Source organism: Streptomyces sp. 891-h (genome assembly GCF_022760275.1).
GTDB lineage: Bacteria > Actinomycetota > Actinomycetes > Streptomycetales > Streptomycetaceae > Streptomyces > Streptomyces spirodelae.
This window is the reverse complement of the sequence record NZ_CP050693.1, coordinates 6,797,281-6,813,557: the sequence shown is the minus strand read 5'-3', so window position 1 is coordinate 6,813,557 and position 16,277 is coordinate 6,797,281. Positions and strand designations below refer to the sequence as shown.

Below are 16,277 nucleotides of genomic sequence, written 5' to 3'. Positions count from 1 at the left end.
CCGTGCGCCCAACGGGCGGTGTGTGTGGCGGTGTTTACGTGCACTTGTTTTTTAAAGGTTCTTGCGTATGCCCAGACCATAGGACGGCCCCCACCCTTGGTCAAGACCAATGCCCTGGCCCCTGGCACTTGCCGAGCTGCGGCTGCGAGTGCTTTGATCGATCATCGATCATTCCTGACCGCCACCGGTCACCGACGCCCGGAGGACCCCATGGCCCGTCCCCTCAGCCCCGCCTCCCGGCAACGGGTCACCGTGGTGACCGGCGGCAGCCGCGGCATCGGTGCCGCCACAGCGCTGCGGCTCGCCCGGGACGGCCACCACCTGGGCATCGGCTACGCGACCGACGAGCCGGCCGCGGCCCGTACGGCGGCCCTGGTGCGCGAGGCAGGCGGCGAAGCCGTCACCGTCCAGGTGGACATCAGCGAGACCGACGCCGTGGACCGCCTCTTCGGCACCGTGCGCGAAGCGCTCGGTCCGGTCACCGGGCTGGTCGCCAACGCGGGCGTCTCCGGGCCGCTCGGCCGGTTCACCGAGACGTCGCCGGAGGTGATGCGCCGGGTGGTGGACGTCAATGTGACGGGCACGCTGCTGTGCGCGCGCCGTGCCCTGCGGGAGATGTCCACGGCGTACGGCGGGTCCGGCGGCGCCATCGTGAACATCTCCTCCAGCGCCGCCACCCTCGGCTCCCCCGGTGAATATGTGCACTACGCCGCCTCGAAAGCGGCCGTCGACGCCATGACGGTGGGGCTGGCCAAGGAGTTCAGCGGTGAGGGCGTACGCGTCAACTGCGTACAGCCGGGCTCGGTGCTCACCGAGATGCACGCCAAGATGGGCGATCCGGACAGGGCGTGGAAGAAGGCCGAGATCACCCCGGCCGGGCGCCCCGGCGAGCCGGAGGAGATCGCCGACGCCGTCGCCTGGCTGCTCTCCGACGCCGCGTCCTACACCTCGGGTGCCGTGCTCAGGGTCGCGGGCGGCCTGTGACGGCGAGCCGCCGGTCGCCTCACTCCGCGAGCTCCGCCAGGTGGGCGAGCTTGCCCGGGTTCCTGATCAGGTAGACGGCCCGGATGACCCCGTCGGCCACATCCACGGAGAAGACCGTGTCGGGCCGTCCCTGGTAGGTCGTCAGCACCGCGGGGCCGCCGTTGAGCTCAAGGAACCGGATGCCGAACGCCGGGTCGCGCGCACCCTCCGGGGCGACCGCCGCGACGAAGCGGCTGACCTTGTCGGCGCCCAGGATGACGCGGCGCGGCGCCTTGGCACCGCCCGCGCTGTCGGAGACCAGCCGCGCCTCGGGCGCCAGCACCGAGACCAGCCCCTGCACATCGCCTTCCACGGCGGCCTTCAAGAAGCGCTCGGTGAGCTTCCGCCGCTGCTCGGGGTCGACCTCGAAGCGCGGCTTGCGCTCCGCCACGTGCTGCCGGGCACGTCCGGCGAGCTGACGCACGGCGGCCTCGCTGCGCTCCAGCGTCTCGGCGATCTCCGCGTACGGGAAGCCGAACGCCTCGCGCAGTACGAAAACCGCGCGCTCCAGCGGCGAGAGGGATTCGAGCACCACCAGCATCGCCAGTGACACCGACTCGGCCAGCACCGCCCGTTCCTCGCCCTCCTGGGTGCGCCCCGCCGTCAGGTCCAGGTCGGTGACCAGCGGCTCGGGGAGCCAGGAGCCGACGTAGGACTCCCGCCGGGCCTGGGCCTGACGGAGCCGGTCGATCGCCAGCCGGGTGGTGATCCGTACCAGATAGCCGCGCGGCTCGCGCACCCGCCCGCGGTCGGCCGCCGACCACCGCAGCCACGCCTCCTGCACCACGTCCTCGGCGTCGGCCACCCGGCCCAGCATCCGGTAGGCCACCCCGTCGAGGACCTGCCGGTGCTCCTCGAAGACCTTGGTCACATCAGCGGTCAGGTCAGCGCTCACGCCGTCATCATGCACCGGGCACGCGACGGCGGGCCACCCGGGGCTTCCCCGGACGGACGCTTGCTGACATCGTGTCAACGAGCCCATGAGCCGAGGCGGCGTCCGGGCCCCGGCTCACCGGCCCCGCCCCACCCCGCCGCCCAGCACCGCAGGAACCGTAGGGAGTGGCCATGCCAGCCGTCTTCACCCCGCAGACGCCCGTCCGACGCTCCGCCTCCGTCGTGGAGGTCAGGGCCGCAGGGCGGCCGACGGTCCAGCTCGCCTACGAGCGGCGGGGCCGAGGCGAGCCGATGCTGCTGCTGCACGGCATCGGACACCACTGGCAGGCGTGGGAGCCCGTACTGACCGTGCTCGCGGGAAGCTACGACGTGATCGCCCTCGACCTGCCGGGGTTCGGTGACTCGCCGGGACTGCCCGAGGGCGTCTCCTACGGGATGGAGAGCGTGGTGCCGATGCTCGCCGAAGCCTGTGCGGCGCTCGGCGTCGACCGCCCGCACGTGGTGGGCAACTCGCTGGGTGGCCTGCTCGCACTGGAGATGGGGCTGCACGGCTCCGCCCGTTCGGTCACCGCCCTCTCCCCCGCCGGATTCTTCACCCGTCCCGAACGCGTCTACGCCTACGCGGTGCTGCGCGGGATGCGCGCCGGCGCACGGGCGCTGCCGGACCCGGTCCTCTCGCTGCTCGCCCGTACCGCCGCCGGACGCGCCGCGCTGACCAGCACCATCTACGCCCGCCCCGGCCGGCGTTCCGCCGACGCGGTGGTCGCCGAGACCCGCGCCCTGCGGCAGGCGCCCGGTTTCGCGCCGGTACTGGCCGAGGGGCAGCGCCCCGGAGCCCTCTTCAGCCAGGACGTCCCGGACATCCCGGTGACCATCGGCTGGGGCGACCGCGACCGGCTGCTGCTGCGGCGGCAGGGCATACGCGCCAAGCGCACGATCCCCGGCGCCCGCCTCGTCCGGCTGCGCGGCTGCGGTCACGTGCCCATGAACGACGACCCCGCCACGGTCGCCCGCGTCATCGCGGACACCGCCCGCGCCCTCGTCTGAGACAGCGGCGCCGCTCAGCTCAGCGCGCTCTCGATCCGCAGCTCCAGCGCCTCGGCCTCGCTCACCCGCTCGGCCACCGCACCGTACGGGTCGGGCGTGCCCGCAGGGTAGGCGGCCCGCACCCGGGTGAGCCGGTCGACGGCCTGGTCGTACCGGCCCAGTTCCACCTCGAGTCCGGCGGCCCGCAGCTGGGCGCTCGTCGCCTCGTGCAGCCCCGCCTCACCGCAGGCGTGGAAGGCGCTCACGGCGCGGTCCGCGTACTCGATGCCGCGCGCCAGGCGGTCCAGCGCGGCCGCACCCTGCACGGCGCCCGACTCGCCGGGCGCGGGGGCCGGCGGCACCGCCACCGGCTCCACCAGCAGTTCGGCGGTCTGCCGGTAGGTGTGGCCCGTCTCCAGCCGCAGCCGGAGTCGCTGTTCCTCGTCCAGTACGCCCTCCGGGTCGCCGAGCACCTGGGTGATCTCGCGCTGGGCCGCGTCCATGAAGCGCAGCGACTCCTCCACCGGGGCACCCGACTCCATCGCCAGCCAGCCGCGCGCGTGCAGCGTACGGATCACCGCGTGCGGGTCGCCCACCTCCCGCCACAGCCCCTCGGCGCGCGCGTACAGCTCCGCGGCAGCGGGGTACCGGCCGGAAGCGCGGTGGGTGTCGGCGGCCAGGTGGGTGACGACGGCACGACCGTACCGGTCCTGCCACGGACGCGGCGGCTCGGCCGCCCGGCGGAACAGCCCCGCGGCAGCGCTGAGCTGTGCGGGCCGCGCACAGGACTGGCCGAGCCACACGCAGGCCTGCACGATGCCCGGTTCGTCGGCCGGCTCGGGCTCCTCCAGCAGCTCGCCGAGGGCCGCGACGAGGAAGGCCGCCGCCTCGTCCGGCTGTTCGAGGGCGAGCAGGCAGCCACCGAGCCGGAGCCTGGCACGGGTGGCCTCGGCGGCGGCGCCCGAGCTCTGGAGCGCGTGCACGGCGTGCCGGAGGGATTCGGCCTCCTCGGCCAGCAGGCCCTGGGCCGCGTGCACATCGGCGTGCGCCAGATGGAGCCGCGCGAGGTCGGCAGGGGTGCGGGCGGCGCCCTCGCGGTCGTGCAGGGCCCCGCGCAGCACCTCGGCGGCCCGCTTGTGGTCGCCGGTCTCGCTCAGCAGCCGGGCCAGGGCGAGTTCGGGCCCGGTGGCCGACCAGGGGCGGCCCGCCTCGTGGAAGAGACCGGCGGCCTCGGCCAGCAGCTCGCCGGCGCGTACCGCGTCGCCGCGCCGGGCCGCCAGCCGCCCGCGGGTCTCGGTGGCCTCGGCGATCCGGGCGCGGACCGCGGGCTCGGAGCTGTCGGGCAACGCGAGGGCGACCAGGCCGGCCAGTTCCGCGTCGAGCGCGTCGGCGGCCGGTCCCAGCGGGTCGGCGGCCGGGCCCGGCCGGTCCGCGGCGCCGTCCGTGTCCGTGTGCTCCGTCCCTCTGGCCGTCGCCCGGGCCGGGTCGCCCGCGTCGAACGGCGTACCGTCTCCGCCCACCTCGCCGTCCCGCGTCCCGCCGAGGTCGTGGGCCCGCATCCGGGCGCGGGTCAGCAGTACGGCGGTGGCGTGCCGGGTCCCGATCCGCCCTTCGGCGTGCAGGCGCAGCGCCTCGGCGCAGAGCGCGTCGACCGGCTCGGGCGGCAGGGTGTCGCCTTCCGGCGCGAAGGAGGCGGCGAAGACGGCGCGGGCCCGGCAGGCGAGGGCCTCGCCTGGCAGTCCGGCACCGGCGAAGAGGCTCGCCGCCTCGGTGAAGCGGGCGGCAGCCGCGGCGGGGTCGGTGAGGGCCAGTTCCATGGCGCGGTGGTCGAGGAGTTCGGCCCGCTCGTGCTGCGGGAGCCGGTGGCCGGCCCGGGCGACCGCGTCCTCGGCGGCAGCCCACCGGGTTGCCGCGTCCGGGTGCCCTTCGGCACTCAGCCGCCGCGCCTCGTCCAGCAGCCGGTCTGGATCAGCGGCCTCGCTGCTCCCCCCGGCGGGCCCGGCCTGCGGGAGTGCCACCGCGCCGAGGCCGAGCGGCAGGAACGGGACCAGCTGCGGCGCGGCGAGCCGGGCCCGGACGGCGGCGCCGTGCACCGTGGTGCCGGCCCGCCGGTCGAAGCGGTCGGCCACGTCCTGCGCCTGCGCGGTCGCGTACTCCAGCAGCGAGGCCGCGTTCCACTCCCGCCCGCGGGGTCCGGGTACGGGGAGGGCGCCCTGTCCTTGTTCGTCCAGTCGCCGCATCAGCAGCGCCACCGCACACATCCACGCCTGGTGGCCGGGGGCGTCGTCCTGCCACTCCCAGCGGGTCTCGTCCTGCTCGGCGAGGATCTCCAGTCCGCGTGGCTCGTTGCCGGTGCGGGCGCAGAACTCCACGTGCCGGGCGAGGGCACCGCGGCCGGTCGGGTCCTCGCGCACCAGCAACTGGCCCGAGAGGTGCCTGCCGCGGGCCTCGGCGGCGCGGCCGAGGCGCAGCAGCGGGGCCAGCGAGGCGGCGAGCAGATACGGCTGCTGTTCGGCGCACGGGTACTCGCCGCGCAGCACCGGCTCCCACATCCGCAGCGCCGCCTCGTCCTCGGCGGCGCCACCGCCCGGCGCCCGGGCCTCGGCCTCCTCGGCGCGTGCGGCGTGCGCCCGCCCACGCCAGGCCAGCTCGCAGCCCGCGCAGTCGGCGCCGCGGTCGCGCTCCGCCTCCAGCCAGGCGTCGTAGGCGCGGGCGGCACGCTGCCGGTCGCCGAACCGCTGCGCGGCGAGGAACTCGCGTGCGTGTACGGCACGTTGGGACAGGCCCGCTTCGGTGTGCGCGCGGGCCATCAGGGCGAGCCACTCCTCGACGTCCGCGACCGGTGTCGCCGGGTCGGCGATCAGGTCCTCCACCGCCCATCGGAGGGACCACAGGAGTGCGAAAGCGGTCTCGGCGTCGAACGCCTCCGGGTCCTCGTCCCGCAGCCGCAGCGCGCGGGCCACGGGGGCCGGTGTGGTGCGTCCGGCGGAGCCGAAGGCGCGGCTCGCTGCCAGGTGCACCAGCGCGGCGCCCAGCGCGGCACGCGCCTCACGGGTGCCCGCCGCCGATTCCTCGGCTTCCGCCCCCAGAGTCTCGCCGTCTGCTACCAGTGCCTCGGCTTCCGCCACCAGGTCGGCGGCGCGGGCGACGCGCTCGGGCCCGTGCGGCGCCGATCCCCACGCCCGGATGTCCGCGCGGAGCTGCGCGTGCGTACGGCTGGTGCTCATCGGGCCTCCTGGGCCGGGGTGGGGGAGCGGGCGGCATGCGGGTGGAGTGGTCCGTGGAGCGGCATCCTAGGCCGCCCGGCGCTGCGGGACACCCGTGGCGGGCTGCCCCCTTCTGTCCGGTGTGACACCGGTGTTCACTGGGGCTTCGTGTGCACGGCACACGACCGGGATACAGGTATCCACGAGACCGGTAAGAGCTGACACGCTTCAAGGAGGCCCGCACATGGCACAAGGCGATCCGGCGACCGGCAGATCCCCCGGGCGGCGGGCGGTGCTGCGCGGCACGGTTGGTGCGGGCGCGGCGCTGTCCGTGCCGCTGCTCAGCGGCGCGGCACCGGCGCAGGCGCGGCGCGGCCGCCCGTCGGCCGAGTGGGGTGTGCAGGCCGGGGACGTGACGATGTCCTCCGGGCTGGTGTGGGTACGTGCGGACCGCCGGGCGCGGATGGTGGTGGAGACCTCGGCCACCGAGACGTTCCGCAACCCGAAGCGGTGGTACGGCCCCGTCGTGGGTCCTCAGACCGACTTCACGGGGCGTACGGCGCTGCACGGGCTGCCACCGGGCGAGCAGATCCACTACCGGGTGACGCTGACCGACCCCGACGACCCGCGGCGCTCCGGACGGCCGGTCGAGGGCACCTTCCGTACCGCGCCGGCGCGCCGCCGCGATGTGCGGTTCCTGTGGTCGGGTGACCTGGCGGGCCAGGGCTGGGGCATCAACCCGGACCGGGGCGGCTATCCGATCTTCGATCAGATGCGGAAGCTGAACCCGGACTTCTTCCTCAACAGCGGCGACACCATCTACGCCGACTCCCCCATCCAGGAGCGGGTGGAGCTGCCGGACGGCGGGGTGTGGCGGAACGTCACCACAGAGGAGAAGTCCAAGGTCGCCGAGACGCTGGCGGAGTTCCGCGGCAACTTCCGCTACAACCTGCTGGCCGAGAACCTGCGCCGGTTCAACGCGCAGGTGCCGTGCGTCGTGCAGTGGGACGACCACGAGGTGCTCAACAACTGGTATCCGGGCGAGATCCTGGACGACGACCGCTACACCGTCAAGGACGTCTCCACCCTCGCGGCCCGTTCGCAGCGGGCCTTCAGCGAGTACTTCCCCATCAGCACGCTGCCGCCGAAGGACGAGGAGGGCCGCGTCTACCGGGTCGTGCGGCACGGGCCGCTGCTGGACGTCTTCGTGCTGGACATGCGCTCCTACCGGAACGCCAACTCGCCGGGCCGCCGGCCGGACGACACCCAGGGCATCCTGGGCGAGCGGCAGCTCAAGTGGCTCAAGCGGGAGCTGTCGCGCTCCCGCGCGGTGTGGAAGGTCATCGCCTCGGACATGCCACTGGGGCTGGTCGTAGCGGACGGCAAGACCGACTTCGAGGCCGTCGCGCAGGGCGATCCGGGTGCGCCGCTCGGCCGGGAGCTGCAGATCGCGGAGCTGCTGCGGCACATCAAGCACCGCCGGATCACCGGCACCGTGTGGTTCACCACGGATGTGCACTACACCAGCGCGCAGCGGTACGCCCCCGAGCGGGCGGCCTTCAAGGACTTCGCGCCGTTCTGGGAGTTCGTCTCCGGGCCGCTGAACGCGGGTGGTTTCAAGGCGCTGAAGCTGGACGGCACCTTCGGCCCCGAACAGAAGTTCCTCAAGGCCCCGGACCGCGCCAATACGCCGCCGACCGAGGGCGGACAGTATTTCGGCCAGGTGGACATCAACGGCTCGACCGGAGAGCTGACGGTACGGCTGCGCGAGGAGAGCGGCGCGGTGCTGTTCACCAAGGTTCTGCAGCCGGGCCGGGTGGGCCAGTAGCGCGGGCGGCGAGGCCGTGACCACGCACCCCGGCTTCAGCTACGCGCCCGTCGGCCGCACCGCCCACGGGGTGACGCCGCCCGCCTTCCGCGCGCTGTGCGTACACACCTGGCTGGGCTCCGGCGAGGCCGTCTTCGCGGCGGCCTCGCGGGCCGTGCTGGAGTGGCGTATGCACCGCGCGATGGGCGTGCGGATGGTGACCGACGCCGAACGGGCGGCGCCCGGCGTCCGGGTCACGGTCGGCCTCGGCGTCGGTCGGCTGCGGGTGCACGGGCCGTGCCGGGTGGTGTGGGCGGTCGAGGAGGAGCGGCGGGCCGGCTGGGCGTACGGAACGCTGCCGGGGCACCCGCAGTGCGGCGAGGAGGCGTTCTGGGTCGAGCACGCCGAGGACGGCCGGGTCCGGCTGTCCGTGTGGGCCTACAGCAGACCGGCCGTGTGGTGGACGCGTGCGGCGGGCCCCGTGGTACCGGTGCTGCAGCGGCTCTACGCGCACCGGTGCGGACAGGTGCTGCGGCGGCTGGTCCGGGACTGACCCGCCGGAGGATGAATACTCAACAGATGGCCTAAATAGGGCGTTTGACGGCCAGGTGCTCTTTTTACGCACCTGTCACGCCTCGTTCGTGGTCAGGCAATGACCGTCCTGAAGGGTGGTCGTATGGCTGATGACTCTGCCGACGGGAAGACCGGCACCACGACCGGAGCGGCGACAAGCCCCTGGCTCCGCGCGAGGACGGCTGCGCGGGACGGGTGGCGGGCGTGGCGCGCCCGGCGGGCCCGCGACGGGCGCACCGGCGGGGGCCCCGCGGCGGGTGACCGTCCGCGCCACAAGGACGCCACCACGCTGTGGCGGGTGCGCACGACCGTACGGGAGGAACCAGGCTCCCTCGCACAGGTGTGCGGCGCACTGGCGGCGGCCGGAGTCGACATCCTGACCCTCCAGACCCACCCGCTCGGGGACCGCACAGTGGACGAGTTCCTGCTGCGCGCCCCCGCGGCGCTGGAGCCGCACGAGCTGACACGGCTGCTGTCGGACGCCGGCGGCAGCGACACCTGGAGCGAGCGGGCCGACGCGCACGACCTGGTCGACACCCCGACCCGGATACTGGGCCTGGCCACCCGCGCAGCCGTCGACACCGCCGAACTCCCCATGGCGCTGCGCGCGTTGCTGGGCCGCTGCACCATCCGTTCGGTCCCCGGCAGTACACCTCGGGAGGGCACACTGGAGGGAACGTTGCTGCGCCTGCCCGACCCTGCCGGAGGAGAGATCGTCGTGGAACGGCACCATGTGCCCTTCACCCCCACCGAGTTCGCGCGGGCACAGGCCCTGGTGGAGCTCGACGCGCGGCTCGGGCGCCGTACCCCGCGCGAGCAGCACGCGTACACCCTTCCCGAGGGGCGTGCCGTCACGATCCGCCGGGCCGACGAGGGCGACCTGGAGGCCGCGCTGGCGATGCACGCCCGCTGCTCCCGGCAGACGCTCGGCCGCCGCTACCACGGGCCGGTCAAGGACGCCGACCGCTATCTGCGCCACCTGCTCTCGCCGCGCTTCGGCCGCACCCTCGCCGTCGAGTCGCCCGCCGGTGAGCTGGTCGCCCTCGGCCATCTGCTGTGGGACGGCGACGAGACGGAGACCGCGCTGCTGGTCGAGGACGCCTGGCAGCGGCGCGGCATCGGCTCGGCACTGCTGCGGCGGCTGGTCGCGATGGCCCGAGAGGCGCGCTGCGAGAGCGTCTACGCGGTCACCCAGTCGTCCAACACGGGCATGGCCGCGACAATGCGGGGGCTCGGGCTGCCGCTCGACTACCAGATGGAGGAGGGCACCCTGGTGGTGACCGCAGCGCTGACACCGGCGGCGGTGGCCCGACGCTGACCGCCGGGCGGCGCGACATGGTGCATCCCGGTATCTCCCGGGTGCCTCCCGGTGCTGACGGCAGGGCGACCGGCATACGAGGATGGGGCCCATGTCCGATTCGATCAACACAGCGACCACCGGCTCCCTGCCCCGTCAGGTGGCCGACACCTACGTCGACGCGCTCGTCGAACTCGACCCGATCGCCGGCACCTACCTCGGGGTGCCCGAGAGCCACGGCAAGCTGCCCGACTTCTCTCCCGAGGGCCAGGAGGCGATCGCAGCGCTGAGCCGCGCCACCCTGGCTGAGCTGGCCGCGGCCGAGGCGCGGCCCGGCGGCGACAGCGACGAGGAACGGCGCTGCGCGCGGCTGCTGCGCGAGCGGCTGACCGCCGAGCTGGCCATCCACGAGGCGGGCGAGGGACTGCGCGCCCTCAGCAACATCAGCTCGCCGCTCCACTCGGTGCGCGGCATCTTCACCGTGATGCCCACCGAGACGGAGGAGGACTGGAAGGCGGTCGCCGACCGGATGCGGGCCATGCCCCTCGCCTTCGACGGCTACCGCGCCTCCCTCGCCGAGGGGCTCTCGCGCGGCCTGTACACCGGACCGCGGCAGGTCTCCACCGTGCTGGGGCAACTGGCGCAGTGGCTGGGCGAGAAGGACTCGGACGACGACCGCGGCTGGTTCGCGCAGTTCGCCGGCGGCTGTCCCGACGCGCTCCGCTCCGAACTCGGCGAGGCCGCCGCCGAAGCCACCCGCGCCGTCGCGGAGATCCGCGACTGGCTGCGGGACGTGTACGCGCCGGGCATCGCCGGCGCCCCCGAGACGGTGGGCCGTGAGCGGTACGCGCGCTGGGCGCGCTACTGGAACGGCGCCGACCTCGACCTGGAGGAGGCGTACCGCTACGGCTGGGAGGAGTTCCACCGGCTGCTCGGCGAGATGCGCACCGAAGCGGAGAAGATCCTGCCCGGCGCGAAGACCCCCTGGGAGGCGCTGCGCCACCTGGACACGCACGGCGAGGCCATCGAGGGCGTCGAGGCGGTGCGCGAGTGGCTCCAGGGACTGATGGACGAGGCCATCTCCGAGCTGGACGGCACCCACTTCGAACTGGCCGAGCCGGTGCGCCGGGTGGAGGCCATGATCGCCCCGCCCGGCAGCGCGGCGGCGCCGTACTACACCCAGCCGTCGCTGGACTTCTCCCGGCCGGGCCGCACCTGGCTGCCCACCATGGGCGAGACCCGGTTCCCCGTCTACGACCTGGTCACCACCTGGTACCACGAGGGCGTGCCTGGACACCATCTGCAGCTGGCGCAGTGGACGTACGTCGCCGACAAGCTCTCGCGCTACCAGACGACCGTCGGCATGGTCAGCGCCAACGCCGAGGGCTGGGCCCTGTACGCCGAGCGGCTCATGGACGAGCTGGGGTTCCTGACCACCCCGGAGCGGCGGCTGGGCTACCTGGACGCCCAGATGATGCGCTCCACCCGGGTGATCGTCGACATCGGCATGCACCTGGAGCTGGAGATCCCGGCCGACTCCCCCTTCCACCCCGGTGAGCGCTGGACACCTCAGCTGGCGCAGGAGTTCTTCGGTATGCACAGCGGCAGGCCCGCGGACTTCGTGGAGAGCGAGCTGGTGCGCTACCTGGGCATTCCGGGCCAGGCGATCGGCTACAAGCTGGGCGAGCGCGCCTGGCTGGAGGGCCGCGACGCGGCGCGGCGCGAGCGCGGCGCCGCCTTCGATGCCAAGGCGTGGCACATGGCAGCACTCTCGCTGGGTTCGCTGGGGCTGGACGACCTGGTCGCGGAGCTGTCGGTGCTGTGAGCTGAGGCTCTTCCGCTTTGTGACGGTGCCGGATCCGCCCTGGGTCGGGGTGGGTTCGGCACCGCCGGACGGGTGCGTCGGGTGCGGACGTCAGACATCCGCCGGGGTGGTGTGGTGGCGCAAGGTGGAGCCGGACCGTGCCTTGACGACCTCCAGTTGTGCGGGCACCCGCTGCCGCAGGTCCGTCACATGGCTGACGATGCCCACGCAGCGGTCCCTCTCGCGCAGCGAGTCCAGCACGTCCAGCACCTCGTCCAGCGTCTGCTCGTCCAAGGTGCCGAAGCCCTCGTCGATGAACAGGGTCTCCAGCCGGGTGCCGCCCGCCTCCTCGGTCACCACGTCGGCCAGGCCGAGGGCAAGGGCCAACGAGGCGAAGAAGGTCTCGCCGCCGGAGAGAGTGGCGGTGTCCCGCTCGGCGCCGGTCCAGGCGTCCACCACATGCAGCCCGAGCCCGGATCTACCGCGCCCCGAGGCCCGTTCGTCGGAGTGCACCAGCGTGTAGCGGCCGCCGGACATCCGGGCGAGACGCGTGGAAGCCGCAGCGGCCACCTGTTCGAGCCGCGCTGCCAGCACATACGACTCCAGCCGCATCCGGCGCTCGTTCTCGGCCGAGGTGCCTGCCGCGAGACCGGCGAGGCGGGCGATACGGTCGTAGGCCGTACGCAGCGGCGCCAGCCGGCGGGCGCGGTCGGTGGCGCGCGCTCCCAGCCCGTCCAGCGCCTCGACCCGGGCGCGTGCGGCGTGGTGTTCGGCGTCCGCCGCGCGCAGCCGCCCTTCGGCGGCCTCCGCGGCGGCCTGCGCCCGCTGAGGATCCGCCGGGGGCGCGGCGGCCGCCGCAGCGAGCGCGGGGTCGGCCAACTCCTCGTGGACAGCCGCCTCTTCGGCCCGCAGTTGCTCCAGCCGGCTACGCAGCTGTTGCTGCTCGGATTCGGGCAGTACGGCCCGCTCGGCCTCCTCTGGCGTGCTGAATCCCGCCCGGTCGGCGGCCTCGGCCAGCTGCTCCGCCGCCTCGGTGAGCCGGTCGGCTGCGCGTGCCGCCGCGTGGGCGGCCTCCGCCGCCTGGGACAGCAGTCCGACACGGCGCTCCAGTTCCGCGAAGCGGGCAGCGACGCTGGGCGCTTCGCCACGGGCTCTCGTCAGCCGCTCGGTGAGGGCGGCCAGTTCTCGCTGGAGCGCGTCCCGGGTGGAGGTGCCGGCCGCGAGGCGGCGTTCGGCTTCCTGGCGTGCCGCCTGCCGCTCGGTGTACTCGCGCTCGGCGGCGGCCAGTTCCTCCTCCGCTTCGCGGATGCCGGACGCCTGGGCGCGGGCCTGCGCGTGCTCCCGCTCCAGCGAGGCGACGGCGTCCGCCAGGGCCTCGGTGCTCGGGGGCGCGTCCGCTCCCGCGTCCTCACCGACGGCGGCGCCCTCACCGACGGCGTCCCCCTCGCTGTCGGCTTCTCCCTCGGACACGGCTGCCGTCCGGCCGCCTGCCGCTTCCTTCTCGGCAGCGGCATGGTTCTCGCGCAGCGCGGCGAGCCGCTGCTCGGCCGACTGGCGGCGCTCCGCAGCCCGTTGGGAGACGGTGAGCGCTTCCTCCTCGGCCGCGCGGTCCACGTGGCCGGGCTCCTCGCGGGCGGGGTCCGGATGGGAGGTGGAGCCGCAGACCGCGCAGGGCTCGCCTTCGGTCAGGTTCGCGGCGAGTTCGGCGGCGATGCCGCGCAGCCGCCGCTCGCGCACGGCGAGCCAGCGTTCCTTGGCCTCGGCTGCCTCGTCGCGGGCGCCCCGCAGGTTCTCGGCGGCTGCCTCGATCTCGCCGGCGAGCTGGTCACGGCGGCGCGCGGCCTGGAGGCGGGCGCGGGCCGGGTGGAGCAGGCCACCGAGGTGCTCGGCGCGGAGGGCGGCGTCCCGGGCCTCCTCGATACGGCGTTCGAGTGCGGGCCGCCGCTCCTCCCAGCCCGCGAGCCACTCCCCCGCCTCGCGCAGCACCTCCTCGTCGGCCCTGGACTCGGCGTCCAAGCGGCGCAGTTCGGTCTCGATCCCGGCGGCTCGCGGCTCCTCCTCGCGGGCGGCGCGCAGTGCGCCCAGCTCCTGGCGCAGTTCGCGCTCGAGCTCCGCCAGCCGCTCGGGCGCTGCCCCCGCCAGGGTCCCGGGCAGCCGGGCACGTGCTTCCCGCTCCGCCTCCTGGGCGCGGGAGTGTCCGTCGTGTGCCGTACGACGCAGGTGGAGCGCGGGGGCCACGGCCTCTGCGGACTGCGCCCGCTCCAGCTGTCGCCGCAGCGCCTCCCGCTCCCCGGCCCTGGCCGCCAGCTCGTCGGCGCGCTGCCGGGCGCGGGCGAACCGCTGCTGCTCGCGGCCCAGTTCGCGGGCCGCCTCCAGGTCCCCCGCAGCGGTCCGGTACCGCTCGCGGGCGGTCTCGGCGGCGAGCGCGGCGCAGGTGAGGCGCTCACGGGCGTACGAGCGGGCCTGCGCGGCCCAGGCCAGCACCGCGTCGGCGAGGCCGGGGTCACCGGGAGCGAGCCCGGCGCGCCCGGGGGCCTTGGTCTGCCTGCCACGCGAGCCACCGCGCCGCGCGCCGCGCCCGTCCGCGCGGTTACCGGCCGCCGGGGCGGTGCGCTGAGCCGGGAGCGGGTCCGGGAACGCGTCCGATTCGGAGGCTTCCGTGGGGCCCTCGGCCAGCTCCGGCGGGTCCCCGACCGCCTGCCGCATCCGGTGGGCGAGGCCCAGCAGTTCCTCGTCGGCGGTGGCGACCTCCTGCTGCGCGCCCTTGCGCATCCGCGCCAGCTCTTCCTCCACCGCGGCGAACCTGCCGGTGTCGAAGAGGCGTCCCAGCAGCTTGGCGCGGTCCTCGGCGCCGGAGCGCAGGAACCGTGCGAAGTCGCCCTGCGGCAGCAGGACCACCTGGCAGAACTGGTCCTTGCTCATGCCGAGCGCCTGCTTGATCTCCTCCCCGGTCTCCTGGTGCGAGCGGCTGAGGCCGTGCCACTGGCCGGTCGCCGGGTCCCATACGCGCAGTTCGCAGCGGGCCCGTTCGCGGGTGAGGCCGGTGCCGCGGGCCTTGGGGCGGAGCTGTTCCGGAGCGCGGGTCAGCTCCAGGCGCCGGCCGGCGACGGTGAGTTCCAGAACGACCTCGGTGCGGGTGCGCGGGTCGGCGTGGTCGCTGCGCAGGGTGCCGCCCGGCTGCTGGCGGGCGCCGGGTACACCGCCGTAGAGGGCGAAGCAGACGGCGTCCAGCACGGAGGTCTTGCCCGCGCCGGTGGGGCCGTGCAGCAGGAACAGCCCGGCCGAGCAGAGGGCGTCGAAGTCGACGGTGTGGGTGCCGCTGAACGGGCCGAAGGCGGTCAGGGTGAGCCGGTGGAGCCTCATCGGGCCACCTCGCGGTGGCCTTCGCGCGCCCCTGGCCCGTTGCCGGCAGCGGCGTGTTGCCCGGATGTGGTCGGCCCGGCGGCGGGTCCCGTACGGGACACGGCGGACGCGGCCGACCCGTCCGGCTCGGCCGCCTCCGCGACCCGCACCGCCTCCAACGCCTCACCCAGCATGTCGCGTTCCTCGGGCGCGGCCCGCCTGCCCGGGCGTACGTGGCCGACGAAGTCCTCGGCGATCTGCCGGTCGGTACGGCCCTTGAGCCGTACGGCGTAGGAGCGCCCGTCGTCGGTCTCCTCCCGCTCCGGTGCGAAGACGAGGCTGACGGTGTGCGGGAAGCGCTTGGTCAGCCGCGCCATCGGGTCGTGCGGGCGCGCTGCGTCGGTGAGGGTGGCCTCCACCCAGGCTTCCGTGTGCTGCTCGTACGCCGGGTCCTCCAGGAGTTCTTGGAGTGTGCCGCGCAGCCGGGCGAGTGCGCGTGGCACGGGGCAGTGCAGCCGCTCGGCGGTGAGTTCCCCCGCGGGGCCGAGGTCGACCAGCCACATGGACTTCGGGTGCCCGGCCTCGGAGAAGGAGTAGGCGAGGGGGGTGCCGGAGTAGCGCACCCGTTCGGTGATGCTCTGACAGTTGTGCAGGTGGCCGAGGGCCACGTAGTCGACGCCGTCGAAGACGGAGGCGGGCACCGAGGCCACCCCGCCCACCGTGATGTCCCGTTCGCTGTCGGAGACTTCGGCGCCGGTGACGAACGCGTGCGCCAGGACGACGGAGCGGGTGCCGGCGGGCCTGGTGGCCAGGTCGGCGCGGACCCGGTCCATCGCGGCGCGGAGCACCGCCGTGTGCCCGGTGCCCTCGGCGCCGAGCGTCTGCCGCACCAGCGAGGGCTCCAGATAGGGCAGCCCGTATACGGCGACCTGGCCGCCGGAGCCGGCGCCGTCGAGCAGCACGGGGGTACCGCACTCGCGTGGGTCGGTGCGCAGATGGACGCCCGCGCGGCCCAGCAGCTTCGAGCCGACGCCCAGGCGGCGTGCCGAGTCGTGGTTGCCGGAGATCATCACGGTGGGCACGCCGAGGTCCGCGAGGCGGTACAGCGCCTGGTCGAACATCTCGACGGCGGCGAGGGAGGGGACGGCCCGGTCGTAGATGTCGCCGGAGACCAGGACGGCGTCCACCGCTCGCTCCTCGACGGTGGCCACCAGGTGGTCGAGGAAGGCGCGCTGGGCATCGAGGAGGCTCACGCGGTGGAAGCTCCGGCCCAGATGCCAGTCCGAGGTGTGCAGCAGACGCATG

Annotated in this window: 10 protein-coding genes; 6 read left to right on the top strand and 4 right to left on the bottom strand. The window is 74.5% G+C overall.

Annotated features, from left to right (window positions below; all coding sequences use genetic code 11):
- Positions 1-210 precede the first annotated feature (210 nt).
- Entirely contained in the window at positions 211-984 is a 774-nt protein-coding gene (locus tag HC362_RS30105) for an SDR family oxidoreductase (RefSeq protein WP_243087318.1), read from the top strand.
- Between the two features lie 19 nt (positions 985-1,003).
- On the opposite strand, the gene sigJ is transcribed toward HC362_RS30105, so the two are convergent.
- On the bottom strand, positions 1,004-1,906 hold the full coding sequence (gene sigJ, locus HC362_RS30100) for an RNA polymerase sigma factor SigJ (protein ID WP_243088881.1): 903 nt from the start codon (positions 1,904-1,906) through the stop codon (positions 1,004-1,006).
- Between the two features lie 182 nt (positions 1,907-2,088).
- On the opposite strand from sigJ, the gene HC362_RS30095 reads away from it, so the two are divergent.
- Complete coding sequence (locus tag HC362_RS30095) at positions 2,089-2,964, top strand: alpha/beta hydrolase (RefSeq protein ID WP_243087317.1); 876 nt, start codon at positions 2,089-2,091, stop codon at positions 2,962-2,964.
- A 14-nt stretch (positions 2,965-2,978) separates the two neighbouring features.
- On the opposite strand, the gene HC362_RS30090 is transcribed toward HC362_RS30095, so the two are convergent.
- Entirely contained in the window at positions 2,979-6,170 is a 3,192-nt protein-coding gene (locus HC362_RS30090) for a hypothetical protein (protein ID WP_243087316.1), read from the bottom strand.
- 223 nt (positions 6,171-6,393) lie between these two features.
- Here HC362_RS30090 and HC362_RS30085 point away from each other — a divergent pair, with 223 nt between their 5' ends.
- The 4 genes from HC362_RS30085 to HC362_RS30070 all read left to right on the top strand — a co-directional run bounded on the left by HC362_RS30085 (position 6,394) and on the right by HC362_RS30070 (position 11,651).
- On the top strand, positions 6,394-7,977 hold the full coding sequence (locus tag HC362_RS30085) for an alkaline phosphatase D family protein (RefSeq protein WP_243087315.1): 1,584 nt from the start codon (positions 6,394-6,396) through the stop codon (positions 7,975-7,977).
- A 16-nt stretch (positions 7,978-7,993) separates the two neighbouring features.
- Positions 7,994-8,509 carry a DUF1990 domain-containing protein gene (locus HC362_RS30080; RefSeq protein WP_243087314.1) on the top strand — a complete coding sequence of 172 codons (516 nt, stop codon included), beginning with the start codon at positions 7,994-7,996 and terminating at the stop codon, positions 8,507-8,509.
- A gap of 123 nt (positions 8,510-8,632) precedes the next feature.
- Positions 8,633-9,847, top strand: a complete 1,215-nt coding sequence (locus HC362_RS30075) for a GNAT family N-acetyltransferase (RefSeq protein WP_243087313.1) — start codon at positions 8,633-8,635, stop codon at positions 9,845-9,847.
- 91 nt (positions 9,848-9,938) lie between these two features.
- Positions 9,939-11,651 carry a DUF885 domain-containing protein gene (locus tag HC362_RS30070; protein WP_243087312.1) on the top strand — a complete coding sequence of 571 codons (1,713 nt, stop codon included), beginning with the start codon at positions 9,939-9,941 and terminating at the stop codon, positions 11,649-11,651.
- Positions 11,652-11,741: 90 nt separating this feature from the next.
- Here HC362_RS30070 and HC362_RS30065 read toward each other — a convergent pair whose 3' ends face one another.
- Together HC362_RS30065 and HC362_RS30060 are read right to left on the bottom strand one after the other, a co-directional pair.
- Positions 11,742-14,993, bottom strand: a complete 3,252-nt coding sequence (locus tag HC362_RS30065; protein WP_243087311.1) for an SMC family ATPase — start codon at positions 14,991-14,993, stop codon at positions 11,742-11,744.
- A complete protein-coding gene (locus HC362_RS30060) occupies positions 14,990-16,276 on the bottom strand; it encodes an exonuclease SbcCD subunit D (protein ID WP_243087310.1) in 1,287 nt (428 codons plus the stop codon). Before HC362_RS30060 ends, HC362_RS30065 begins: the two co-directional genes overlap by 4 nt.
- Between the last annotated feature and the right edge of the window lies 1 nt (position 16,277).